Consider the following 22,812-nt stretch of genomic DNA (forward strand, 5'->3'; position numbering starts at 1 on the left):
CACGCGCGGGGCCGACGGCCCTCGCCACGGTCCGCGCTCGCCCATGCGCAACGTCATACGGTACGCACCTCGACCGCGATTTTCCCGAATTTGCCGCGTTGTGCAAGTCGCGTGCGATCCTGCACCTCGCCGGCGAGTTGACCGCAAGCGGCGTCGATGTCGTCGCCACGCGTCTTGCGCACGGTCGTCACGAGGCCTGCGTCGAGCAGAACTTGCGCAAAGCGCTTGATCTGCGGATCCTTCGAGCGCAACAGCCCGGACTCGGGAAACGGATTGAACGGGATCAGATTGAATTTGCACGGCACGTCGCGCGTCAGCGCAACCAGCTCGCGCGCATGCGCCTCGGTGTCGTTCACACCGTCGAGCATGCAGTACTCGAACGTGATGAAATCGCGTGGCGCCACTTCCAGGTAACGCTCGCACGCGCCCATCAGCTCGCGTAACGGATATTTCTTGTTGAGCGGCACGAGGACATCGCGCAGCGCGTCGTTCGGCGCATGCAGCGACACCGCCAACGCCACGGGCAACTCCTGGCCCAGCCGATCCATCATCGGCACGACACCCGAGGTCGACAGCGTGACACGGCGACGTGACAACCCATAGGCGTTGTCATCGAGCATCAGGCGCATCGCCCCCACAACATTCTCGAAGTTGAGCAGCGGCTCGCCCATGCCCATCATCACCACGTTGGTGATAACGCGCTCGTTCTTGCCCTCGCGTCCGAGGTCGCGGCGCAATGCGAATTCGGCCATCCACAACTGACCAATGATCTCGCCGAGCGACAGATTGCGAGAGAAACCCTGCTTGCCGGTCGAACAAAACCGGCAATTGACGGCGCAGCCCGCCTGCGAAGAGACGCAAAGCGTGCCGCGCGTTTCCTCGGGGATGTAGACCGTTTCGACGGCATCGCCGTTGCCCACGTCCAGCAGCCATTTGCGCGTGCCGTCAGCCGACAGGTGGTCGGTGATGACATCGGGCGACGCGATCGTTGCGCGTGTGCGCAACTTCTCGCGCAGCGACTTGGCCAGATCGGTCATGCCGTCGAAATCGGCGGCGCCCATCTGGTGGATCCAACGCTGGAGCTGGCGGGCACGGAACGGCTTCTCGCCGAGCGAGCCGCAATAGGCGGCCAGACCGTCCGGATCGTAATCAAGCAGATTCGTGAGGTTGGTCATGACCTGGGTCCTTCAACATCCCTTCGGTAACTTCCTGCCATGGAGCGGCTAAACGCGGCTTAGCGCGCGTAGACGTTCATGCCCGGGAAGAAGAACGACACTTCCACGGCAGCCGTTTCAGCGGCGTCCGAGCCGTGCACGGCGTTGGCGTCGATGCTATCGGCGAAGTCGGCGCGGATCGTGCCCTTCTCAGCCTTCTTCGGGTCGGTGGCACCCATCAGATCGCGATGCTTCGCCACGGCGTTCTCGCCTTCCAGAACCTGGATCATCACCGGGCCCGAGACCATGAAATCGACCAGATCCTTGAAGAACGGACGTTCCTTGTGCACGGCGTAGAATTGCTCGGCTTCGGCGCGCGACAGATGCACCAGCTTGGCAGCAGCGATCTTCAGGCCCGCGTTCTCGAAGCGGCTATAGATCTGGCCGATCACGTTCTTGGCAACGGCATCGGGCTTGATAATCGACAAAGTGCGTTCGACTGCCATGAAAAACTCCAAAAAATTAAGCAGTTATACAACCAACATGAACCCGTGATTGTAGCACGAAGGCTGTTATGATGGGGATGGAACCTACAGTGCGCATACCGCTCAAACGCAGGACGGCCGGGACGATCCGGCTTGTCGTGAAGTCAGGATCATCGCGGGATTCCGACACCTTCCCTACATAGGAGGGTTGGAAAACGGCGCGGCGGATTGAATTTCAGGCATTCGCCCTGACATTTTGAGAAGCGTCCGAGCGCTTTCCCCGCCATCTTTCGGTATCCTGTGGCTTCGACGACGAGCCAGACGAATGGCTGCGGGGGATCGACCGGCGACTAAAGCCGGTTGTCGTAAGCGTCAAGAGGCGCTTGCCGGCCCCGCCGGCGGGCACAATGACCACGGAGAACACAAGATATGAACCAGGATTTCCAACGTTTCGGCTACGGCGGGATGCGCGACGTCACGACCGTACAGATGCGCAACAAGGTGCTGCGCAATACGTACTGGCTGCTCGCGTTGTCGATGCTGCCGACGATTGCGGGGGCCTGGCTGGGCGTGAACTATGGCTTCGCGCTGTTCGCGGGCAGCCCGATGGTCAGCATGATCGCGTTCCTCGCGATCGCATTCGGCTTCATGTTCGCCATTGAGCGCTTCAAGAACAGCGGCGTGGGGGTGGCGTTGCTGCTGGGCTTTACGTTCTTCATGGGGTTGATGCTCACACGGTTGCTGAGCTTCGTGCTGGGATTCTCGAACGGCGCATCGCTCATCATGATGGCGTTCGGTGGCACCGCCGTGATTTTCGGCGTCATGGCAACGGTCGCCACGGTCAGCAAACGTGACTTCAGCGGGCTGGGCAAGTGGCTGTTCATGGGCGTGCTCGTGATCCTGCTGGCCTCGGTCGCCAATATCTGGCTGCAACTGCCGGCGCTGATGCTGACGGTGTCGGTGATCGCCATCGCCATCTTCTCCGCGTACGTCCTGTTCGATGTGCAGCGTGTCGTGAATGGCGGCGAAACGAACTACGTCACCGCGACGCTGGCCATTTACCTTGACCTGTACAACATTTTCACCAATCTGCTGGCCATTCTCGGCGTGCTCGGCGGCAATCGCAACTGACGCGACCGACAGGTGGTGCGGCGGGCAACTCCGCACCACGCCGCGGATGCGAAAAAGCCAGTCCTTCGGGACTGGCTTTTTCTTTGCGTGACGCGATTTTGCGATGTGCGGCCCACCCGATGCGCTAGTGGGCCGGGTCGCTCAGGCCCGCACTTCGCCCGCCCGGCTCCATCGGCCGCTGCAGCGCCGCGGCCGCCGCAACCGATAGCCAACCCCAACCATCACGCACGATCAGGCCTCGTCGTGAATCACGCCGTCGCCACTGGTAGCACCGGCAATCGCCTCAACGCCCTCAATGCCCTGATCGGCCTGATCGGCGGAAGCATCCGACGCCGACACCCGCACCGTCGGCACCCACGGCTGCCCGATGCTGTCATGCTCGAACACGGCCATCGACTCGACGTGCGACGTGTGTGGGAACATGTTCACCACCCCGGCCAGCGTCAGGCGATAGCCCGCCTCATGCACGAGCACGCCCGCGTCACGCGCCAGCGTTGCCGGACTGCAGGAAACGTAGACGATGCGCTTGGGCAGGCCGTCGTAGCCCTGCTGCGCCAATTCTGCGAGCGCCTTCGATACCGCCAGCGCCCCTTCGCGCGGCGGATCGATCAGGTAGCGGTCAAACGCACCCAATGCGCGAATATCCTCCGGCGTGATGTCGAACAGGTTCCGGCACGCGAATTCGGTCCGTTCGGCCACGCCATTACGTTGCGCATTCGCGAGCGCGCGCTCCGTGAGCGCGGTGCTGCCCTCGATCCCCATGACGGTGCCGGCGCGACGGGCCAGTGGCAGCGTGAAGTTCCCCAGGCCGCAGAACAGATCGAGCACACGCTCATGCGACGCCGGCGCCAGCAAGCGCAAGGCGCGATGCACGAGCACACGGTTGATCTGATGGTTGACCTGCGTGAAGTCCGTCGGCTTGAACGGCATCCGGATCTGATATTCCGGCAGGGTGTAATGCAATTCCGGGTCCAGCGGGTAGAACGGCACCGCGGTGTCCGGCCCCTTCGGTTGAACCCAGAACTGGACGTGATTTGCCTCAGCGAAGGCGCGCAGAATGTCCTCGTCCGCTGGCGTGAGGGGCTCGAGAATACGCAGCACGAGCGCCGTCACCTCGGCGCCGATCGCCAGTTCGATCTGCGGCAGACGCTCCCGAATGGACAGCGACTCGACCAGGCGCCGCAACGGCACGAGCATGTCAGAAACGTGGCGGGGCAGCACTTCGCACGAGTCCATGTCGGCCACGTAGCTGCTCCTGCGCTCATGGAATCCGATGAGCACGCCCCCCTTTTTCGGGACGTATCGCACCGTCAGACGTGCACGGAAGCGATAGCCCCAGTCTGGCCCCTGAATGGGCCGAAGGATGGCTTCGGCCTTCACCTTGCCCAGACGCGCCAGATTGTCCTCGAGCACACGCTGCTTGATTGCGATTTGTGCACGCGGCTCGAGATGCTGCATCGAGCACCCACCGCACTTGCCGAAGTGCGGACACTGTGGCTTGGCGCGCATCGGGCTGGCGCGCAGCACATCAATGGCTTCGGCCTGCTCGAATTTGGGTTTGCGACGATAGCTGAGATAGGTGACGCGTTCGCCCGGCAGCGCGCCTTCGACAAAGATCACCTTGCCGGGCTTGTAGTCCGGTGCACCCGGCTCGCCCTCGGGCGCGGTGCGGCCGACGCCGCGCGCTTCCATGTCGAGCGATTCGATATCGATAATGCCGGGCTCGGCAGCCGGCCGGCCGCGTGAGGAATTTCGGGAGGAGCGGGTCACGTCGTTGTTCTCATGTGCGACAGCAAACCGAACATTTTAATCGATTCGCTCGCCACTGACGTACGCTCGTTCGCGCAGCGCCGACATCCCCCGGCCCCAAACTCAGGCGATCACGCCCAGGCGGCGAGATATTCCTTCCAGTGCGGCGCCGCTTCCTCTTCGAGCGAGCGTCTCACGAATTCGATCTCCTGCGCGTACTCCGCCTGACGCAAACCGCCCCGCATCAACTGAAAGCGGCAATAGACCAGATACGTGTTCACCACGTCCGTCTCGCAGTAATTGCGAATCTCCTCAAGCTTGCCCGCGCGGAACGCTTCCCAGACCTTGCTGCCGTCCATGCCGAGCTTGCCTGGAAACCCGCACAGCTTGGCCAGGTCGTCGAGCGGCGCGTTTGCACGGCCCTGATACATCGCCAGAAGATCCATCAAATCCAGATGACGTTGGTGATATCGGCTGATGTAGTTGTTCCACTTGAACTCGCGGTCGTCCTCACCCATGTCCCAATAGCGCGGCGCGGCAATGCCGTGAATCATCGCGCGGTAATGCAACACGGGCAGGTCGAAGCCGCCGCCATTCCACGACACGAGTTGCGGCGCGTACTTCTCGATCGTGCGGTAGAAGCCAGAGACGAGTGCCGCCTCGCCATCGTCGAGCGTACCGAGGGATTTCACACGAAAGCCGTCGCGATCGCGAAACACGCACGAGATTGCCGCAACGCGCTGCAAGTGCAACGGCAGGAAGTCGTGCCCCACCTTTTCACGGCGGGCGGCAAAGGCGGCGTCGGCCACGGCATCGTCGGACAGCCCGGCGTACGCCGGCTCGAGCTTGCGCAGGCCGTCAACGTCGGGGATCGTTTCAATATCGAAGACGAGGACAGGTGATGACATGGTCAGAATGTGAAGTGAAATTCAGTGCGCGCCGCCGCATCACGGCGACGTCATGGCATGCCGCCCCCGATGACGCGGGCGGCGAATGGCGGCGGTCGTCGAGGTCGACACCAATCAGAGCACGGCGTCCTTGCGCACCCCATTGGATGCGAAATAGCGCTTGAGCTTGACGAGCGCCTCTTGCTGGATCTGACGCACGCGCTCGCGCGTCAGTCCCATTTCGTCGGCCAGTTCTTCCAGCGTGGCGGGTTCCACGCGGTTAAGTCCGAACCGTCGCTCGATGACGTAGCGATGCTTGGTGGACAGGCGCGAGAGCCAAAGGCGCATGAGGTCTTCCAGCTCGCGATGCTGCACCTCCTGCTCCGGGGCCGCACTGTGATCGTCCGAGAGCAAATCGAGCAAGCTACTGCCCGGATCGATTTCCAGCGGCGCGTCGAGCGACGCCACGTGCTCGTTGAGCGCGAGGATGTCGATCACCTCTTCGGGCGTTTTGCCGGTCAAATCGGCGATGTCTTCGATACTTGCGTCGCGCTGCTCGCCACCATCGACATACGCCGCACTCTTTTCAAGATGACGCTTCGCGCGCAGCACCTGATTGAGTTCGCGAATCACATGCACCGGCAAGCGTACGGTGCGCGCCTGATTCATGATGGCGCGCTCGATGCTCTGGCGAATCCACCACGTGGCATAGGTTGAAAAACGGAACCCGCGACCCGGGTCGAACTTTTCAATCGCATGCATCAAGCCGAGATTACCCTCCTCGATCAGATCGAGCAGCGGCACACCGCGATTGAGATAGCCCTTGGCAATGCTCACGACGAGGCGCAGATTGCGCTCGATCATGACCTGACGGGCCGCAAACTCGCCAGCCTGGGCACGCGTGGAGTATTCGAATTCTTCCGCGGGCGTGAGCAGCGGTTTGACGCTGATACGGTTGAGATAGTGCTGGACGGTATCCGCCGTAAGTTCGGCCTGCAGCACCGTGCCGAAGTCCTCGGCCTCGGGCTTGCGCTTGCGGCCGGCGGCACCGGCTTCGGCCGCGTCGGACGACGACGCGTCGTCGCCCTCCTCCGCCTCGCGCTCGTCGAAAGCGTCGTCCACGTCCTCGTCCTGCCGGGATTGCCGATCGTCGATTTCCTGATCGGGCTCCGGGGCAGCGAGGTCTTCCTCTTGCGAAGTGCGACGCTTTCTCTTGAGCATTCGACTCTGCCTAGTTTATTGAGGCGGCAAATACTTCATCGGATCTACAGGCTTGCCGTCGCGACGTACCTCGAAATGCAGCATGACACGATCCGCATCCGAGTTGCCCATTTCGGCAATTTTCTGACCCCGCGTGACGGAGTCGCCTTCCTTGACCAACAGTGTGCGGTTGTGCGCATACGCCGTCAAGAAGGTAGCGTCATGTTTGATGATGACGAGGTTGCCATAGCCGCGCAGGCCAGCCCCCGAATACACGACCTTGCCCGCTCCCGCCGCATAGACAGGCTCGCCTACGGTCCCGCCAATGTTCAGGCCCTTGTTCTTCGAATCGTCGAAGCGGCCAACGACATTGCCCTTGGCTGGCCACGACAATTGCAACTCGCCACTCGACACGGCGGACGGTGCAGACGGTGCGGCCGTCGCCGACGCGCTGGCCGGCGGCGTCACGACCGCCGGCGGCACCGAGGCCACATTGTTGCTGGCGAGCGGCGCCGGCAACGGCGTGCCGGTATCCCCGGCGGGTGGCTTCACACGCAAGACCTGGCCAACCTCGATCTGATCCGCATTCTGGATATTGTTCCAGCGCGCGATATCGCGATAGTTCTGACCGTTCTCCAGCGCGATGCGATAGAGGCGATCGCCGGGCTTGACGCGGTAATACCCGGCCGGCACCGGCGTGTTGTCGATGACAGGCGCTGCGCCTGGCGCACTACCGTCGGTCGCCACACCGCCTACGGTACGGTCGACGACCGGCGCCCCGACTTGTCGCGATGCGCACGCTGCCAGCATGCTCAGCAACAGGACGCTGGCGACGCGTTGTTGGAAACCCGCTCGCAAATTCACTCAAATCCTCCGCAGAATAAGGCCCGTCGGGCTTAGATGATGCCCGATTTTAAGGGGACGAATAACACCCTATCAAGCTGGGTTTCGCGCCACTGGCGCGTACCGGTGCGCTCGATGAGGGTCAAAATCTGTTGCTCACCGCCCACGGGCGCGATGAGGCGTGCGCCAACGGCGAGTTGATCGATCAGCGCGTCCGGAATTTCCAGTCCGGCAGCGGCAATCACAATGCCGTCGAACGGCGCGACCGTCGGCAGCCCTAGCCGCCCGTCTCCGTAATGCAGGCGAATATTCGGCACCCGCAGCGGTCGCAAGTTGGCCTTGGCACGCTCATGGAGCGGACGCACGCGTTCGATCGAGTACACGTCGCGCGCCACACACGACAGGACCGCCGCCTGGTAGCCGCATCCCGTGCCGATTTCCAGCACCTTCTCCAGCGGACGCCCGCCAGCAAGCAGCAGCTCGATCATGCGCCCGACGACCGATGGCTTGGAAATCGTCTGCCCGTGTCCGATCGGCAGCGCCGCGTCTTCATAGGCCTGATTGGCGAGCGCCGCGTCGACAAATCCGTGACGCGGCACCGTGGCCAGCGCCGCCAGCACGCCCGGGTGTTTGACGCCGGATGCGGCCACGCGTTCAGCCATCCGCGCGCGCACCCGCTCGGAGGTCAGTCCGATGCCATCCGGCGAAATCCCGAGCGCCGAGGCGCTCGCGCGTCCCGTGCCACCCGCCGAAACCTTCGTTGCCGTCACCCCGCGCACCGCGCCCCTGGCACCGACGGCCGCGCCCGGCTGGGCATGCCCCGTCCCCGCTGTTTTGACGGTGGGCCGCGGCGCACCTTTCGCAGCATGCGGCGCGGGCTGCGCGTGGGGGGCGGACGCGGGTCGCGCCAGTCCTTTCGGTACGACCGCGTGCGGCGTCTGTGCGCCGCCGGGACGCGCTGACGCGCCGGCCATTGGCGTCGCGGCAGCCCGCAGGCCGCCGTGCGTATTCGGAGAAAGATTGCCGCCAGTCGGCGTCTTTCCGTTCCCTTGACTTGCGGGCGCCGCGGCGCGCGTCATCGCGGCAGGCGGCGCGCCGGCGGGACTGGCCCGCGACGCCTTGTCGAGCACCGGCGCCTGACGTTGCCGGCGGCTCATCACATCGGCCAAGGGGAGAGGAAAACGCTTTGGCGGTGTCGTCATCGTTGGGTCACCCCTGCGCTGGCCAGCCAGTCGTGCACGACGCCAAGCCGTGCGGTATGCGTGAGATCCAGTTGCAAGGGAGTGACCGAGACGTAATCGTGCGCCACGGCGTGAAAATCGGTGCCTTCGCTGCTGTCGCGCGCGTCGCCAGCCGGCCCGATCCAGTAAATCGTTTCGCCACGCGGATTCTCCTGACGGATCACCGGCTGCGATTGATGCCGTTTCCCAAGTCGCGTCGCCACTGCGCCCTTAAGGTGGTCGTACGGCGAATTGGGGATATTGACGTTCAACAGGAAGGGCGCGCCCAGCGGGCGCTCCATATACCGCTCGACGACCTCGCGCGCCACACGCGCGGCGCTATCGAGGTGATCCCAGCCTTTATGGACTTGCGAGAAGGCGAACGAGGGAATCCCGAAGAGAAACCCTTCGGTGGCCGCCGCCACTGTGCCGGAGTAGAGCGTGTCTTCGCCCATGTTCTGGCCGTTGTTGATGCCGGACACAACGATATCGGGCCTTTCGTCGAGCAGCCCGGTCAGCGCTATGTGCACGCAATCGGTCGGGGTGCCGTTGATGAACGTGAAGCCGTTGCCGCCTTTGAACACCGACAGCGGCCGTTGCAGGGTCAGAGAATTGGACGCACCGCTACAGTTCTGTTCGGGCGCCACTACGGTAATGTCGCCAAGCGGTGCCAGCGCTTCGTAAAGCGCGGCCAGGCCAGGCGCCTGATACCCATCGTCGTTGCTGAGCAGGATTCGCATGCGGCAATTGTAACCGAGGAAAGGTGCCCGGATATGACGCCATCACAGCATCACGCCTGTCGTTGCGGCGATTCGGTGGCAACACAACGGCCACGGATCTGCCACAAATTTGCCGCCATGCCGTCACGACCGCCGGCGACATCGGCGTCGCCAGCGGCCGTACCTCACATCTTCTCGGTCTCGCCGGCCTGCGGCTGCCAGACGAGCAAACGCCGTTCGACCACACCGACGAGCCCGTCGAGCACGAGGGCAAACGCCGTCAGGATCAAGACGCCGGCAATCACGGCGTTGATGTCAAACGTGCCTTCCGCTTGCAGAATCAGGTAGCCCACGCCGCGCGCCGACCCCAGATACTCCCCGACCACTGCCCCGACGAACGCGAGTCCGACCGAGTTGTGCAGGCTGGAGAACACCCAGCTCGTGGCGCTCGGCAGATACACGCGACGCAGCAACTGCCGCTGATTCGCGCCCAGCATGCGGGCATTCGCCAGCACGACCGGACTGACTTCCTTTACGCCTTGGTACACGTTGAAGAACACGATGAAGAACACCAGCGTTACACCCAGCGCGACTTTCGACCAGATGCCAAGCCCGAACCACACGCCGAAGATCGGCGCGAGAATCACGCGAGGCATCGAGTTGGCCGCCTTGATGTACGGATCGAACAGCGCGCCCGCGCTCGGCGAGAGCGCCAGCCACAGTCCCACCGCCAGCCCGAACACCGTGCCGATGACAAAGGCGAGCACGGTCTCGAGCAGCGTGACGCCGAGATGCAGATAGATCTCCCCGCCGGCGAACCACTGCCAGATCTGGAGCAATACCTTCTGCGGCTCGCCAAAGAAGAAAGCCGCCTTGTCGGGGCTGTCGAAGTAGAACGCGGGGAGCAGCGTCGGGCTCGTGAGGACATACCAGACGAGAAAAGCCACTACCAGCAGCAGCCATTGCCACAACCGCAAGTGCCGCATGATCGAACGATTACGCATGACGAACAAATTCCGGGAATATCAGACGAGCGATCGGACAAGCCAATCGAACCCACCAAAGCCATCCGGCAAATCGAACCCATCCAGCCCGTCGAGCCAGTCCAGCCATTGCACCCAGCCGCACCCGCCGAACAGAAAGTCGGTGATTTGCCACATGACGTGTCAGACTGCCTTCAACTGTTGCGCATAGCCCTTGAGCACTTCCTCTCGCAGCACGTCCCAGATCTGAGCGTGCAGCTCGGTGAAGCGCGAATGCGTGCGGATTTCCGCCACATCGCGCGGACGCGGCAGATCGATGCGGAACTCCCCGATCGGGTGCGTGCCCGGCCCAGCCGAGAGCACCACGACACGGTCCGATAGCGCTATCGCCTCGTCCAGATCGTGCGTGATGAACAGCACCGCCCGGCGCTTGGCCGCCCACAGGTCGAGCAACTCGTTTTCCATGAGCTGACGCGTCTGGATGTCAAGCGCCGAGAACGGCTCGTCCATCAGAATGATGTCCGGATCGAGAATCAGCGTCTGCGCCATGGCCACGCGCTTGCGCATGCCGCCCGAGAGCTGGTGCGGGTAGCGATCGCCGAACCCGCCCAACCCCACGCGCTTGAGCCACTCGTGTCCGCGTGCCTTCGCTTCCTCGGCCGATACGCCACGGAACTCCAGCCCCGCGGTCACGTTGTCGATGGCGTTGCGCCAGGGCATCAGCGCTTCGGCCTGGAACATATAGCCGGCGCGCGAATTGATGCCCTTGAGCGCCTCGCCGAACACCTTGACGGTACCGGACGACGGCGCCAGCAGCCCGGCAGCGACGTTGAGCAACGTCGACTTGCCGCAACCGGTGGGGCCGACGACCGAGACAAACTCGCCCGGCGCAATGTCGAGCGAGGTGTCGGCCACGGCCGTGTAACGCTTCGCGCGATCGTCTCGCGCGACGAACGTACACGTAATGCTGTCGAAACTCAGAGCCGGCGCTGTCATCATTTGTACTTGGCGTCGGCCTTCTTCGTGAATTCGTTCGTGAACGTCTTCGCCAGATCGATCGGCTTGCCCTTGACGGATTCGTCGAACGCCTGCAACGTGCGCAACGCCGTGGCCGGGCCGTCGGCGGGAATCAGGCCGTCCGGGGACATGGCCTCTTTCACGCGGCCCCAGGCATCGAGGTACAAGGCGCGGTCGCCCAGCAGATAGGCGTCGGGTACCGTCTTGATGATGTCCGCCGGCCCAGCCGTCTGAAGCCAGCGCAACGCACGGACCATCGCATTGGTCAGCGCCTGCGTCGTATTCGGATTCTTCTGAATAAACGATTCGTTCGTGTACAGGCACCCCGCTGGCATGTGGCCGCCGAACACCGACACCGTCTCCTTGAGCGTACGCGTGTCCGAGATCACGCGGATCTCCTTGTCGCGCTCGAGCATGGTGATCACCGGATCGAGGTTGACGATGGCGTCGATATTGCCCGAGCGAATCGCGGCGAGCGCACCGGACGACGCGCCGACACCGACGAACGCTACCTCGTTGGGCTTGACGCCGCCTTTGGCCAGCACGAAGTTCGCCATGATGTTGGTGGACGAGCCGGGCGCCGTCACGCCAATCTTCTTGCCACGCAGGTCGGCCAGCGACTTGTAATTCGGCATTGTCTTGTTCGACACGCCGAAGACGATCTGCGGGGCGCGCCCCTGCAGCACGAACGCGCGGATGAACTGGTTTTTCGCCTGCAACAGGATCGTATGTTCGTAAGCGCCCGACACCACGTCGGCGCTACCGCCCACGAGGGCTTGCAACGCCTTCGAGCCACCGGCGAAATCCGAGATTTCGACGTCGAGACCTTCGTCCTTGAAGTAATTCAGGCGTTCGGCAATCGTGAGCGGCAGGTAATAGAACAGATTCTTGCCGCCGACGGCGATCGCGACCTTGGTCTTCTCGAGTTTGCCTTGCGCGAAGCTGGGGCGAATGCCTGCGCCGATCAAGCCGGCCGCGGCCAGCGTCGTGACGAACTGACGTCGTTGCATGAGGTTTGTCTCCGTGGTTGCAGCGTTTTTTCTTGGTGTAACGTGCTTATTCGCGAGCCGCAGACGGTGCCGCGCCCCGTGGTCCTGCGCGAGATCAGCGCAGCTCAAATGACGCCGTTCTCGCGCAGTGTCTTGATTCGTTCGGCATCATAACCTAGTTGCCCGAGCACCTCTTCGGTGTGCTCGCCAAGTGCCGGGCCGAGCCATTGCGTGTGCCCCGGCGTTTGCGAAAGCTTGGGCGTGACGTTCGGCAGATCGATGGGCGTGCCGTCCGGGAACGTGTGACGCTGAATCATCTCGCGCGCGATGAACTGGGGATCCTTGAACATGTCGGCCACGGTATAGATACGGCTTGCCGGCACGTCGGCCCCTTGCAGCACGGCCAGGGCGTCGTCGATCGGACGCGTGCGCGTCCATTGGCCGATGGCATCGTCGATTTCCTGCGTGCGCGGCACGCGGCCGTCGTTGTGCGCAAGGGCGGGATCGTCCGCCAGATCGGGCCGGCCGATGGCGTGCATCAGCCGCTTGAAGATCGGATCGCTGTTGCCGCCCACCACAATCATGCCGTCGGCGCACGGATAGGTGTTCGACGGCACGATCCCCGGCAGCGACGCGCCCGTGCGCTCGCGCACCATGCCGGCCACACTGTACTCGGGCACCACGCTCTCCATGAGGTTGAAAACGGCCTCATAAAGGGCGACGTCGACCACCTGCCCCCGCCCGCCGTTCACATTGCGGTGATGCAGCGCCATCATCGCGCCAATCACGCCGTGCAGCGCCGCGATGGAGTCGCCAATGGAAATGCCGATGCGCGGCGGTGGCAGGTCCGGATACCCGGTGATATGGCGCAGTCCGCCCATCGACTCGGCAATCGCGCCGAAGCCGGGCCGGTCACGGTACGGCCCGGTCTGCCCGTAGCCCGACAGGCGCACCATCACGAGCCCCGGATTGTCGGCCGAGAGTTGCTCGTACCCCAATCCGAATCGCTCGAGCAGCCCGGGACGGAAATTCTCGACCACGATGTCGGCCTGCGCGGCGAGCTTGCGCACGATCTCCTGCCCCTCGGCAGACTTGAGGTTGATCGTCACCGATTTCTTGTTACGCGCCTGCACGGCCCACCAGAGCGACGTGCCGCCCGCGTCGGGGTGCAGCTTGCGCCACTTGCGCAACGGATCGCCGTGCTGCGGATCCTCGATCTTGATGACTTCGGCGCCGAACTCCCCCAGCATGCGCGCGGCAAACGGACCCGCGATGAGTGTGCCGAGTTCGAGCACCTTCACGCCGGCGAGCGCGCCGCGCGCCGGCAGACCGGCGGCGCCGCCCCCCTGCGACGAGGTGGCGTCGGAAGACGGGCCGGCAGCGGATGCCGTAGACACCGGGGCGGGACCTTGCGGCAATACAGATTCGAACGGCTTGGACGACTTGGACAACGCGTGGACTCCTGTGCCTCGTCGACGGGCATCGCCGTCGACTTCGAGACGCCGCCGTCGGCGGCGCCTGTCGCAATGGGTGGCAAACGAAGCTCGTATAGTAATTCGACAGTCCGCGATCGGCCAACCATCGCGCAGCGATTCCCGGAAAGTTCCGGGTTGAATGGTCGCGAAATCCGATCGGGCAACCCGGGGCCGCTCGTCAGGTCTCGAACAGATGACGCGCCCCGCGCTGCGCCGCGATGTAGATCGCCTCGCCACGATTGCGGGCGCCGAGCCGCCGGTACAGGGCAGACACGTGGGTCTTGGCGGTTCCCTCGGAGATCACCAGTTGCTGGCAGATCGTTTTGATGGATAAACCGCGCGATAGGAGTGCCAGAATTTCGTACTGCCGCGCGGAGATTCCGAGCAGCGCCGACTCGGCCAGTTGCGTCGCCTTGTCGCCGCCCATCGGGAACACCGGCAGACGCGATAGCGGCAGCGCTTCGCCCAGTGCCTCCTGGCGCCAAAGCACGAGCAATGCCGAGATGGCCTCGTCGGGAACGAATCGACCGCCCGTGAACGCCAGATCGAAGACCGCACGCGTGCGCGCAACCGAACTCGGCCATGGCAGACATGCCGCCGCACCAGCCTGCAGCCAGCGAATGATTTCATCGGGAAAACCCGCATCTCCGATGACGAGCACCGGGACGGGCGGCGCACAGTCGGCGGCCGTCGCACACAGACCATCGATGTCTGGCGTACGGGCCACCGACTCGGCAAGCACGAGCGCGCGACGCGACGGCAACTCGCGCAACCAAAGCCAGTCCTGCGCCGTCACCTCGTCGACATGACGCAAAACCGGCGGCGTCGCGTTCGCGTCGGTCTGCAGTGCGACCTGCAGGCCGCTCAGCCAACTGGCAGCCTCACCCACGACCAGCACACGCATGGTTTCCCCCGTCGTTCCGGTCAGCCCCCCCGGGCCGCCGCCCCGCTTGTTATCAAGCCCGATGTGCTCATGAGTTGCCCGCCTGTCGCATGCTCGACACATGCCCAGGCGGCTACGAAAACCGAAGAAACCCTCCAGCCTTCGTCATGAGGCAAACATCAGGCGTCACCTCGCTTGTAGCGCAATTTACGCACGAAACCCGCATGGCACCGGGTCCCGAACTCACGAACGCCGCTCCATGTTGCCTTCGCGCGACAAACCGCAATCTGCGTAAATTATTTACTCAATTTTCTAACATTCCGCTATTACTTTTTTCCCTTCCTTTTCTCGAATCGCGCCATAAAATACAACGTGTGCTGGGAGGACAGTCGTTGGAGGCCGGGGGGCATACCATGAACAAGAAGATCAGCGTCAAGATGACGTGCGTTGCTATGGGTTGTCTGGTGGCGGCGTGCGTTGCCGTCTCCGCGCAAGCCCAGGCGGTCGATATGCGCGGCGTTCCGGTCGCGGTCAGCGACGCCTTGCTCGCCAGCACGCGTGCGGCGAACCTGCAGCACAGCATCGTCGCCAACGTGCCGGGCATTGCGCCCGTCGCCATTGCTCCGGCCCACACCGTGGCGCAAACGGCGAACAATGTACGCCTCTGGGACGAAGTCGTCCCTCCCGCGCCACTGCCCAAACCCACGCAGGCATCGATTTCCTTGCCGAATGGGCCGCGCATGATCGCTGCGATTTCGCACGTTTCACCCCCTGCCCTGTCCGCGGGAATGCAGCCGACCCGTCTGTCCGTCAACGCAGGGGTTGGCGCTATGCCCCCCCGCCCGTCGCGCTAACCGAAGGTCGCGACGGGCCGCGCCCGTCGCTATTGCATCCGCCTTCCCTGACCTTGATTCCATGCGCGTCGTCGGTGCCGGCGACGCGCAAACCCCGTTCCTGCTGCCTTCTTCCACACCTACGCGATGCCCCCGTCATCAGAACGTGTACGGGAAGCGCAAACCGATCACGTAGTTCGGCGCGTCCGGCGACATCCCCGCATTGACGTAACCGTTGACCGTCCAGTGCTTGTTGATCGCATAGTTGATGCCGAAATTGAGCGACGCCGCGTTCGTCGAGCTGCCCGCCACCGTGGTGTAGGCGCCGCCTGGACTGGCCGTCTTCGTCGCGCGCGAGATCGCCGTCGAATACGAGATCGACAGCGCCGTCTTGTCGTTGAGCGCCAATGCCATGCCCGCGCCCACCTGAATGATGTCGCCGAGCTTGACCTTCGCGGGTTGCGTCGTGCCTTCGACAGCGGACACGTCGTCGAACGTGCGGGCCACGTTGTAGGTGTACGCCACGTTCGCGAACAAGACGATCGGATCGTAGGTGCGCAGGAACGACAGGCCGGCCGTGAACGCCCAGATGCCGTTGCCCGTCGGCAGTCGCGACGGCGTCGTCAGGTTGTTATTGGTCGGATCGGGCGTGCCGAGCTTGATGCCAAACGGTGACGTACCGGTCGGCGCGGTCACGCGAAACGAGGCCACGATATCGGGCCAGTTCGCGTTCTCCTTGACGAGTTGGTAGTACAGGGACGCATTCACGTCGCCGATGTTCGCCGAGTTCTTGCTGATGTCGCTCACCGACGATGCCGCACCGCCCACCCCGCCCGAGATGAAGTCCGAATTGCGGTAGAGATACGGCACGTCGAACGCCACACTCAACCGGTCATTGATCCCGTAGCGCGTGTTGACGTCGAACGTCCAGACGTTGGCCTTGGTCTCGCCGAGATTCAACTGACCGAGAAAGATGGCATCGAGGGCGAGAAAGCCGCTCAGCACGAGTTGACGCCGATCGTAGTAGCTGTAGCTGATCCCCGTATCGATGGTCAGCTTGTGGTCGAACAGCGGCGCGTGCTGGGCCTGCACAACCGCCTCTTCGGCCGGTGTGCGCTGCGATTCGCTCGTGCTCTTTTGCATCTGCTGCGTCTCACCGATCGGCGTGGCCGATGAGGGCCCCGCCGCGCCGGCGGCGCCGCCGCCCGGCGTGCCCGCCGAACCGGCGGCCGATCCGTCACCCGGAGAGACCTGCGCGATCTGCGCAGTATCCCAGGCGGTCAGACCGCGTCCGCGTTGCGCCATCTCAATATCCGTGAGGCGCTGCTTGAGAGAAGAAATTTCCCGCTGCTGCCGGTCGACCATGTCCATCAACATTTGCACACGGTCGTCCGGCGATGGGTTCGTATGCTCCTGAGCCTGGGCCGATAGCGTGAAAAGCAGTACCCCCAACGGAATAGCGGCAACGGGAAAAAAGCGATGAGTGTTCATGATCCCCCCCGGGTAAAGGTGCGGACAGGCGTCCGCGCGCAATCCAACAAACACGTATTGCCAACAACGGTTGTCCTTGCTGCTCGACTGCGGGGTGATGCGTGCGAAACCCATTCCGTTTCCGGTGGACGTGCAATGCCCGGGCTCTGCCGACATCACCTTCTTGTTCACCGCAAGCGACCTGCGGCGACGCCCCACTTCTCGTTATCTTGGCGTCCGGCCAAGGGTTACAACGTCGCCGGACACGGTTGCCGGCGTCACCCTGCGCACCCATGGCAGCGCGGCGCCGTCACTTCACTTGCTCTTGACTTACCCTTCACTTGCGCTTCACGTCGTCGACTTGGGTTGACGATCCTCAACCGTCATCGGCGGATCGCGGCGATGTTTGCCAACGCGCTCTGAATGCCGGCCTGATGCAGTGCGGCCGACGTAAGCGGATTCGTCTGCAGATTCAGTTGCATCGTGTTCATGACCTGCTGGGCATTACCCGCCACCTGCACGACCTGCATGATCTGGTTCATCGCCGCACCGGCCCCGCCGCCCACGCTCTGGCCGAGATTGCCGTTCGGCGTATTCAACGTGATCTGCATGCCGGCCGACGAAATGGCCACGCTGGCGCTCAAATTGCCCACCGTGGTCTGCGAACTGTTCGCGCCCTGCCCGCCGATCGGCACCAGCGACGCGATCGTTACCCCGGGACCGAACTGAATGATGGCTTTGTTCAGGGCGTTGTTCGCGTCGCCGGCCACCTGCGTGATCTGGGCGACGCCATTGATCAGTACGCTCGACGCGCCCGACACTGACTGCGTAATCGGCCCGGTCGCGTTGACCAGACCGGGGATAATGCCGGTCGCGGCACCGGTCTGCACCTGGACGCCGCCGCCGTTTTGATTCACACCCAGCACGCCGGTGGCCATCAGGCTCGCACCGGTCGGCATCTGCCATTGCGACTGCATGACGAGCTGAAAGCCCGTGATCATGTTCTGTTGTGCGTACTTGCCGGTCGCGTGCGCGAGCACTTCATCGCTCACAGGCGTCCAGCTCTCGGGCACCACGCTCGATGCAAATGCCGGCACGGCACTTGCAAGCAGCGGGATTGCCAGCATCGGGACAAATCGGTTCATGATGGTCTGGTCTCAAAACAGATCCGCCCGGATGATGCCGAAGTCCACCATCGGGGCCGGAGATGTCCCGGTCGCCAAGGCGCTGTCGCGCAACTTGACTGCCAGGGACTCGTTTCCTTTGAGCAGCGGTGAATCCTCCAAAAACGGCTTGCCGACGACCGCCAACACCAAGCCGTTCCATTGCTTGGCAAAATCGGCCTGCTCGATAATGCGATTGCCCAGCGCCGGATCGGACACGAACACCCTTCCGTCCTTCGCTGCCTTGATGACTACAAAGTGTTGATAGCCGTTGACGTCGATCAGCGCGATGACCGGGATGCGCAAGTCGTAAAGCGCGTTCACGTCAACTTTGAATCCTCGCCCCTCGAGTCCCAGCGTCTCCACGAATTTCTTCATGTCGAGCATCGAGAAGCCATTCTTGATGACCGTTTCCGGGTTGGAGAACGCCATCATTCGCTGGATCATTTCCGGCTCGGGTATGTCGATCCCGTAGCCGTATCGCAGCAGCGTTGCCAAGGCTGCGGATCCACAGCTGAAGTCGTATTCCTGCTGGACCAGATTCACGTAGTGCATCGACTTGAACGAGCGCATCTTCTTGACCGCCGGTACACCAGTCGAAGATTCGAGGTTCACCGATGCATACTGCGCGTGCCCGGCCACGCTTGCGCACGCCAGAGCGCAAACAGTAGCGATCCTCACTGCGGCACGACGCGCATCATTCATGTCACACCTCATGAAAAAACCGGTCCGGGAATCCCCGGACCGGTTCGGTACTTCACTTGATTGCCGAGACGGCAAGGCTGTTGCTCTGCACGTTGCCGATACCCGAAGCCACGTTCACACCGATGTTGCCGCTGGCCCACGACAGTGCGCCGTTACCCAGCGAAGCATTGGCGATGAAGTCGCCCGAAGCGTGCATCGAAGCCGACTGGTCGGTTTGCGCCGTCGAATTGGCCGCACCGCCCTTGTACCAGCCATAACCGCTTTGCGAGACCGCGGCGGCCAGGCCGTTCTGCTGCACGTTACCCACACCTGCTGCCACGTTCACACCCACATTGCCAGTCGCACCGGCGAGGGCGTTGTCCCCCACGCTGGAAGTGACATAGAACTGCGAGATGCTGGCCGAGCCCTTCGACGACTGGTTCGCGAACACCTGTGCCGAGGCATACACCGGCTGGGCATTGAGCGAAGCGATCGCGACGTTGTTGGCCTGCGCGTTGTCGGCACCTGCCGCCACGTTCACACCGATGTTGCCGTTGGCGTTAGCCAATGCCCCATTGCCCAGCGTGGCACCCATCGTCTGGTACTGCGCCGTGTTGATGTGATACGTGATCGCGCCATGCACCCACGTGGTCGACTTCATGTACGTGTCGGAGAAACCCCACAGTGCGCCTGCGGCAATCGATTCGCTATGGACCGAAGCCTGACCTTCGTTGAACAAGCCGTGGAACCCTGCGTCGAAGCTCTTCTGCGTGTTCAGGAAGCCTGCCGCGAGGAAGCCGGCAGCTTCCTGCGATTGCTGCTGGTAGGCGTAGCCGCCCCATGCGGCGCCTTGGCCTGCACCGAAGTTGCCGAAGAGGTAGCCGCCGTACACCCCACCTCCACCCGGCAGCCAGAAGTGACCGCCACCGATGGCGCCGAAGCCACCCGCAATGTTCGAATACTCATACCCGCCACCGGCGATGAAACTGCCCGAGCCGGAGTGTGACTGACCCGCGATATACCCGGCACCGGCCTGGAAGGACTGGCTGGTGTTCAGGTGACCATTGGCCTCGGCATTCACCCACGACGTCGTGTTGTCGAACGACGTCCTGGTCGAGCCAGCGAGCAGGTATGCGCTACCCTGGTTCGAGACCGTGGTGGTCTTGGAATGCACGCCGTACGTCACGTCGCCCGTCACGTAGCTGCCAAGCAGCGGGCCCGTCAGGTGCACGCCGTGCGCGTCGACCATCTGGCTGCTTTGCACGACAGCGTTGCCGGTGTTGTCCACCGTGACGCAGCCGCGAATGCCGACCAGACCGAAAATGCCGACCAGGTTCAGAACGTTGGTTTCGTTGCCGATGAACGAGAAGCTGTATTGCTGGTGATGAGACGGGTACGCCATGGCGGAACCCGTTGCTACCAGCAGTGCGGCCGCTGCAATTGCTTTCGTTTTCATGACCATCTCCTTGACGAGAGAGTTACCCAGTTAAAAAGATGTGCCCGCCGGGGGACGGAGCACAAAAACATTTGCGGTTACATTGCCTATCCCAGCCGACTGGTTCACTTGAACCACACCGTTCGCACCGCGGAAGGCGTCACCGGAGATCGACGCCGTGCGGAACAGATCGTTGAGGTTGTCGTGCCCAGCCGGGCCACCCTTAGCGATCGCAGCGGATAGTGCCGTATCCGATACGCTCGCCACTCCAGCCGCATCGCCCGTCACAATGACCGTGGCGTTGCGTTGAAGATTGCCGGCACCGCTCGACTGGTTGACTTGCGTCAGCCCCGAGGTGCCCGAAAATGCGTTGCCTTGAATTGCGGCGCTGGCCGCGCCGGTCGTCGTGGTGACGAGTGCCTGCTGATTCGTGCTCGACGCGCCGACGCTCACTCCGCCGCCATTGGCGATGACCGCGCTGTTGGCCTGGGCGTTGTTCACGCCAGCCGCTTGATTGACACCAAGGGCCCCGGTCACACCCACCGCCACACCGTTATCGATGGTGGCGTGCGTGCCGGCGAGTTCGCCGTTCACGATCCACACGTCTTGTGCCGACGACACTCCTGCGACGGCGCTCAGGGCGGTGGCTGCCGCCAGAGCGATGGCGCGATGGGCACGATGCGACAGGCGATGCGCGCTCATTTCGCCGCTCCTGCCGCACCAATGCTCGTGAGCGGTGCCAGTGCCGAGTTGATCACTGACGGTACGAGCGTACCGATGCTGCCGATACCACCGCCACCGCCGACCCCGGCGCTGAAGCCGCCGCCCACGCCGTTCGAGGTGTTGAGGGCGTTGCCACCGCGGGCATTGCCCACCAGCACCCCCATCACCGGGTCGATGCCGGAGCGCACGGCCCCCGTAACGAGACCGACCGAGGCGCGGCCCGTCAACTCACTATCCATGACCTGATTGACAGCCCCCATGGCGGTGTTGAACGGCCCCGTCGGGAATGCCGGTACGGCGATGCCAATCGGATTCTGCTCACGGGGCAAGCCGCGATAGGCGACTTCCGGGCCGATGTTGCGTTCGATCACCAGGTCCCCGGGCGTCGCCGGTTCGGCGTGCGCGCGGCCGGGGAGCAGCGCCGGGGTCAGCGCCACCATCATCGTGGCGAGGACACTGCCGGCATGCAACAGGGAGAATTGAGTCATCTGATTCACCGCGTGGAGTAAGTCACACGCGTCACCTGAACGTTGTTCACGCCGCTAGACAGTTGTTGCGGACGCGGCATCGGCGTCACGGCGCCGGGCAGTTCGTCCCACAACGTCACGCCGTTGGCGAGCGTCATTCCAGGTGACTGGACCATCGCGCCGCCTTGCAGATTGCGGCCGCGCTGGCTCCCGAGTTGTGCGTCATCGATACGGGCTGCCGCAAGGGGCACCCCGGTCACGCCCATGTCCTGGACGCTGGCAATGGGACTCGTGTCGTCGCCACCGGCAGCGGCCGGTGCTTCGTCCGTCGTCGTGCGGGCCGCGACCGGGACCAGGTCGGAGACCGGTGCCACCATGGCAGGGTCAGCATCCGTGACCCGCGTCGCAGGCAGCGTCGTCGAAAACGACGTCGGCACCATTGAGCCCGTCAGCATCGCCACATGCATAAGCGGCGAGCGCGAGAATTCATGCGCTTGCGCCGGTGCAGCGCACAGACCGAACGTCGCGGCAATGGCAGCGGCCAGCGCGCCTGCGCCTTGTCGTACTCGGTACTGAATGTCGGTGGTGAGAATTCGCATCGCTGTGCCCTCCTTGCCCGGCTCAATAAAGCGACTTCCGTGCCACCCGACTTAAGTGATTGAAAACATTGACGTTAGATTTTTCGACTTGGCCGAACGCCCGGGCCAATGCGCGAAAACGTTTCAGCATTGATACGCAGGCCATGCCGGGCCGCCGGTGCCACATCACCGACGCATTCCACAAACATTCCGAACTGCGAACGATATCGGCGTCGCCAGCGACGCTTGCCTTGGAGCCCCGGTTGACAAGGGCTTCCGGTGACAGAATTGCGGCAGTTTTATCCGCCTGCGACGTAACGACACAGCGTCGTCACAGATGCCCGCGCGAGGCGCGACGCCGTACGGTGCCGTGGATGTTTCATCTTTGATCGGTCTGCGCGGCCACCGGCCACGCCCATTTTCGGCGGCGGCAAAGCGCGTTCCCCCCGACCGCAGGCAGGACTTCGCGAGGTCGGGAAAGCGCAGGTGACGACGCACCGCAGACGCACACGTACGACGCCGCGGGACGCGTTCTCTGGAAAGGCGAGACAACGCAATGCGTATGGAAGACGTTCGAGAGGACTGCGGGAAGGTTCGCCGGATTCGCCCGTCGTTATTGGCGATGGCAGAAGTCGCGGATTGCGAGGACAGCGGTGAAAACACGGCGTAAAGCGGTCAGACTTGCGGGCTCAACTCGACGATATTCAGGAGCCCAAAAAGAAAC

The 22,812-nt window shown here is 63.3% G+C and carries 23 protein-coding genes; 2 read left to right on the forward strand and 21 right to left on the reverse strand.

Going from position 1 to position 22,812, the window contains the following annotated elements; genetic code table 11:
* Positions 1–53 precede the first annotated feature (53 nt).
* Both rlmN and ndk read right to left on the reverse strand, forming a co-directional pair.
* Positions 54–1,175 carry a dual-specificity RNA methyltransferase RlmN gene (rlmN, locus tag BGP02_RS15180; protein ID WP_261938742.1) on the reverse strand — a complete coding sequence of 374 codons (1,122 nt, stop codon included), beginning with the start codon at positions 1,173–1,175 and terminating at the stop codon, positions 54–56.
* Between the two features lie 59 nt (positions 1,176–1,234).
* Positions 1,235–1,660, reverse strand: coding sequence for a nucleoside-diphosphate kinase (gene ndk, locus BGP02_RS15185; protein ID WP_017231638.1), 426 nt, complete (start codon positions 1,658–1,660; stop codon positions 1,235–1,237).
* A gap of 444 nt (positions 1,661–2,104) precedes the next feature.
* Between ndk and BGP02_RS15190 the strand changes: the two genes are divergently transcribed.
* Positions 2,105–2,770 (forward strand): Bax inhibitor-1/YccA family protein, encoded by a 666-nt coding sequence (locus tag BGP02_RS15190; RefSeq protein ID WP_502688489.1) that lies wholly within the window; start codon positions 2,105–2,107, stop codon positions 2,768–2,770.
* A 231-nt stretch (positions 2,771–3,001) separates the two neighbouring features.
* Here the strand turns inward: BGP02_RS15190 and rlmD are convergent, their stop codons facing one another.
* From rlmD to BGP02_RS15250, 12 genes are all read right to left on the reverse strand, one after another.
* Positions 3,002–4,540: a 23S rRNA (uracil(1939)-C(5))-methyltransferase RlmD gene (rlmD, locus tag BGP02_RS15195; protein WP_502688487.1), complete on the reverse strand. Its 1,539-nt coding sequence runs from the start codon at positions 4,538–4,540 to the stop codon at positions 3,002–3,004.
* A gap of 110 nt (positions 4,541–4,650) precedes the next feature.
* Positions 4,651–5,427 (reverse strand): 3'-5' exonuclease, encoded by a 777-nt coding sequence (locus BGP02_RS15200; RefSeq protein ID WP_017231641.1) that lies wholly within the window; start codon positions 5,425–5,427, stop codon positions 4,651–4,653.
* A gap of 114 nt (positions 5,428–5,541) precedes the next feature.
* The gene (gene rpoS, locus BGP02_RS15205; protein ID WP_286798805.1) at positions 5,542–6,627 is read right to left on the reverse strand and encodes an RNA polymerase sigma factor RpoS; all 1,086 of its coding nucleotides are present in this window, start codon (positions 6,625–6,627) and stop codon (positions 5,542–5,544) included.
* Between the two features lie 15 nt (positions 6,628–6,642).
* Positions 6,643–7,416: a peptidoglycan DD-metalloendopeptidase family protein gene (locus tag BGP02_RS15210; RefSeq protein WP_240756292.1), complete on the reverse strand. Its 774-nt coding sequence runs from the start codon at positions 7,414–7,416 to the stop codon at positions 6,643–6,645.
* An 86-nt stretch (positions 7,417–7,502) separates the two neighbouring features.
* Positions 7,503–8,651 carry a protein-L-isoaspartate(D-aspartate) O-methyltransferase gene (locus BGP02_RS15215; RefSeq protein ID WP_261938743.1) on the reverse strand — a complete coding sequence of 383 codons (1,149 nt, stop codon included), beginning with the start codon at positions 8,649–8,651 and terminating at the stop codon, positions 7,503–7,505.
* Entirely contained in the window at positions 8,648–9,409 is a 762-nt protein-coding gene (gene surE, locus BGP02_RS15220) for a 5'/3'-nucleotidase SurE (RefSeq protein WP_017231423.1), read from the reverse strand. The genes BGP02_RS15215 and surE overlap by 4 nt, the downstream gene beginning before the upstream one ends.
* A gap of 164 nt (positions 9,410–9,573) precedes the next feature.
* A complete protein-coding gene (locus BGP02_RS15225; RefSeq protein WP_017231422.1) occupies positions 9,574–10,392 on the reverse strand; it encodes an ABC transporter permease in 819 nt (272 codons plus the stop codon).
* Positions 10,393–10,413: 21 nt separating this feature from the next.
* Positions 10,414–10,548, reverse strand: coding sequence for a hypothetical protein (locus tag BGP02_RS15230; RefSeq protein WP_268567611.1), 135 nt, complete (start codon positions 10,546–10,548; stop codon positions 10,414–10,416).
* A gap of 6 nt (positions 10,549–10,554) precedes the next feature.
* On the reverse strand, positions 10,555–11,367 hold the full coding sequence (locus BGP02_RS15235) for an ABC transporter ATP-binding protein (RefSeq protein ID WP_026131493.1): 813 nt from the start codon (positions 11,365–11,367) through the stop codon (positions 10,555–10,557).
* The gene (locus tag BGP02_RS15240) at positions 11,367–12,398 is read right to left on the reverse strand and encodes an ABC transporter substrate-binding protein (RefSeq protein WP_017231419.1); all 1,032 of its coding nucleotides are present in this window, start codon (positions 12,396–12,398) and stop codon (positions 11,367–11,369) included. The genes BGP02_RS15235 and BGP02_RS15240 overlap by 1 nt, the downstream gene beginning before the upstream one ends.
* Positions 12,399–12,502: 104 nt before the next feature.
* Complete coding sequence (locus BGP02_RS15245) at positions 12,503–13,705, reverse strand: CaiB/BaiF CoA transferase family protein (RefSeq protein ID WP_261939883.1); 1,203 nt, start codon at positions 13,703–13,705, stop codon at positions 12,503–12,505.
* A gap of 325 nt (positions 13,706–14,030) precedes the next feature.
* On the reverse strand, positions 14,031–14,756 hold the full coding sequence (locus tag BGP02_RS15250) for a helix-turn-helix transcriptional regulator (RefSeq protein ID WP_017231417.1): 726 nt from the start codon (positions 14,754–14,756) through the stop codon (positions 14,031–14,033).
* A gap of 203 nt (positions 14,757–14,959) precedes the next feature.
* Here BGP02_RS15250 and BGP02_RS15255 point away from each other — a divergent pair, with 203 nt between their 5' ends.
* Positions 14,960–15,589, forward strand: a complete 630-nt coding sequence (locus tag BGP02_RS15255) for a hypothetical protein (protein ID WP_157211301.1) — start codon at positions 14,960–14,962, stop codon at positions 15,587–15,589.
* 138 nt (positions 15,590–15,727) lie between these two features.
* Here BGP02_RS15255 and BGP02_RS15260 read toward each other — a convergent pair whose 3' ends face one another.
* The 7 genes from BGP02_RS15260 to BGP02_RS15290 form a co-directional block, all read right to left on the reverse strand.
* Entirely contained in the window at positions 15,728–17,059 is a 1,332-nt protein-coding gene (locus BGP02_RS15260; RefSeq protein WP_261938746.1) for a porin family protein, read from the reverse strand.
* A gap of 362 nt (positions 17,060–17,421) precedes the next feature.
* A complete protein-coding gene (locus BGP02_RS15265; protein ID WP_286798806.1) occupies positions 17,422–18,183 on the reverse strand; it encodes a hypothetical protein in 762 nt (253 codons plus the stop codon).
* Between the two features lie 12 nt (positions 18,184–18,195).
* Complete coding sequence (locus BGP02_RS15270) at positions 18,196–18,906, reverse strand: C39 family peptidase (RefSeq protein ID WP_051060032.1); 711 nt, start codon at positions 18,904–18,906, stop codon at positions 18,196–18,198.
* Between the two features lie 52 nt (positions 18,907–18,958).
* Positions 18,959–20,341 carry a FapB/FapC family functional amyloid domain-containing protein gene (locus BGP02_RS15275; protein ID WP_017231412.1) on the reverse strand — a complete coding sequence of 461 codons (1,383 nt, stop codon included), beginning with the start codon at positions 20,339–20,341 and terminating at the stop codon, positions 18,959–18,961.
* 30 nt (positions 20,342–20,371) lie between these two features.
* Positions 20,372–20,914, reverse strand: a complete 543-nt coding sequence (locus BGP02_RS15280; RefSeq protein ID WP_232424475.1) for a FapB/FapC family functional amyloid domain-containing protein — start codon at positions 20,912–20,914, stop codon at positions 20,372–20,374.
* Positions 20,915–21,018: 104 nt separating this feature from the next.
* Entirely contained in the window at positions 21,019–21,531 is a 513-nt protein-coding gene (locus BGP02_RS15285; RefSeq protein ID WP_026131488.1) for a FapA family amyloid fibril periplasmic chaperone, read from the reverse strand.
* A gap of 5 nt (positions 21,532–21,536) precedes the next feature.
* Positions 21,537–22,109 carry a hypothetical protein gene (locus BGP02_RS15290; protein WP_017231409.1) on the reverse strand — a complete coding sequence of 191 codons (573 nt, stop codon included), beginning with the start codon at positions 22,107–22,109 and terminating at the stop codon, positions 21,537–21,539.
* Positions 22,110–22,812 lie beyond the last annotated feature (703 nt).

The organism is Pandoraea sp. 64-18 (assembly GCF_001899225.1).
In the GTDB taxonomy this organism is placed as follows: domain Bacteria; phylum Pseudomonadota; class Gammaproteobacteria; order Burkholderiales; family Burkholderiaceae; genus Pandoraea; species Pandoraea cepalis.

Bases quoted from the DNA above. Each gene is read 5' to 3' on its own strand.
- BGP02_RS15275 (WP_017231412.1), bottom strand. From the start codon at position 20,341: ATGAAAACGAAAGCAATTGCAGCGGCCGCACTGCTGGTAGCAACGGGT.
- BGP02_RS15210 (WP_240756292.1), bottom strand. From the start codon at position 7,416: ATGCTGGCAGCGTGCGCATCGCGACAAGTCGGGGCGCCGGTCGTCGAC.
- BGP02_RS15200 (WP_017231641.1), bottom strand. From the start codon at position 5,427: ATGTCATCACCTGTCCTCGTCTTCGATATTGAAACGATCCCCGACGTT.
- BGP02_RS15235 (WP_026131493.1), bottom strand. From the start codon at position 11,367: ATGACAGCGCCGGCTCTGAGTTTCGACAGCATTACGTGTACGTTCGTC.
- surE (WP_017231423.1), bottom strand. From the start codon at position 9,409: ATGCGAATCCTGCTCAGCAACGACGATGGGTATCAGGCGCCTGGCCTG.
- BGP02_RS15290 (WP_017231409.1), bottom strand. From the start codon at position 22,109: ATGCGAATTCTCACCACCGACATTCAGTACCGAGTACGACAAGGCGCA.
- BGP02_RS15240 (WP_017231419.1), bottom strand. From the start codon at position 12,398: ATGCAACGACGTCAGTTCGTCACGACGCTGGCCGCGGCCGGCTTGATC.
- BGP02_RS15230 (WP_268567611.1), bottom strand. From the start codon at position 10,548: ATGTGGCAAATCACCGACTTTCTGTTCGGCGGGTGCGGCTGGGTGCAA.
- BGP02_RS15270 (WP_051060032.1), bottom strand. From the start codon at position 18,906: ATGAATGATGCGCGTCGTGCCGCAGTGAGGATCGCTACTGTTTGCGCT.
- BGP02_RS15190 (WP_502688489.1), top strand. From the start codon at position 2,105: ATGCGCGACGTCACGACCGTACAGATGCGCAACAAGGTGCTGCGCAAT.
- BGP02_RS15265 (WP_286798806.1), bottom strand. From the start codon at position 18,183: ATGAACCGATTTGTCCCGATGCTGGCAATCCCGCTGCTTGCAAGTGCC.
- BGP02_RS15260 (WP_261938746.1), bottom strand. From the start codon at position 17,059: ATGAACACTCATCGCTTTTTTCCCGTTGCCGCTATTCCGTTGGGGGTA.
- rpoS (WP_286798805.1), bottom strand. From the start codon at position 6,627: ATGCTCAAGAGAAAGCGTCGCACTTCGCAAGAGGAAGACCTCGCTGCC.
- BGP02_RS15285 (WP_026131488.1), bottom strand. From the start codon at position 21,531: ATGACTCAATTCTCCCTGTTGCATGCCGGCAGTGTCCTCGCCACGATG.
- rlmN (WP_261938742.1), bottom strand. From the start codon at position 1,175: ATGACCAACCTCACGAATCTGCTTGATTACGATCCGGACGGTCTGGCC.
- BGP02_RS15250 (WP_017231417.1), bottom strand. From the start codon at position 14,756: ATGCGTGTGCTGGTCGTGGGTGAGGCTGCCAGTTGGCTGAGCGGCCTG.
- BGP02_RS15225 (WP_017231422.1), bottom strand. From the start codon at position 10,392: ATGCGTAATCGTTCGATCATGCGGCACTTGCGGTTGTGGCAATGGCTG.
- BGP02_RS15255 (WP_157211301.1), top strand. From the start codon at position 14,960: ATGGCACCGGGTCCCGAACTCACGAACGCCGCTCCATGTTGCCTTCGC.
- ndk (WP_017231638.1), bottom strand. From the start codon at position 1,660: ATGGCAGTCGAACGCACTTTGTCGATTATCAAGCCCGATGCCGTTGCC.
- BGP02_RS15215 (WP_261938743.1), bottom strand. From the start codon at position 8,651: ATGACGACACCGCCAAAGCGTTTTCCTCTCCCCTTGGCCGATGTGATG.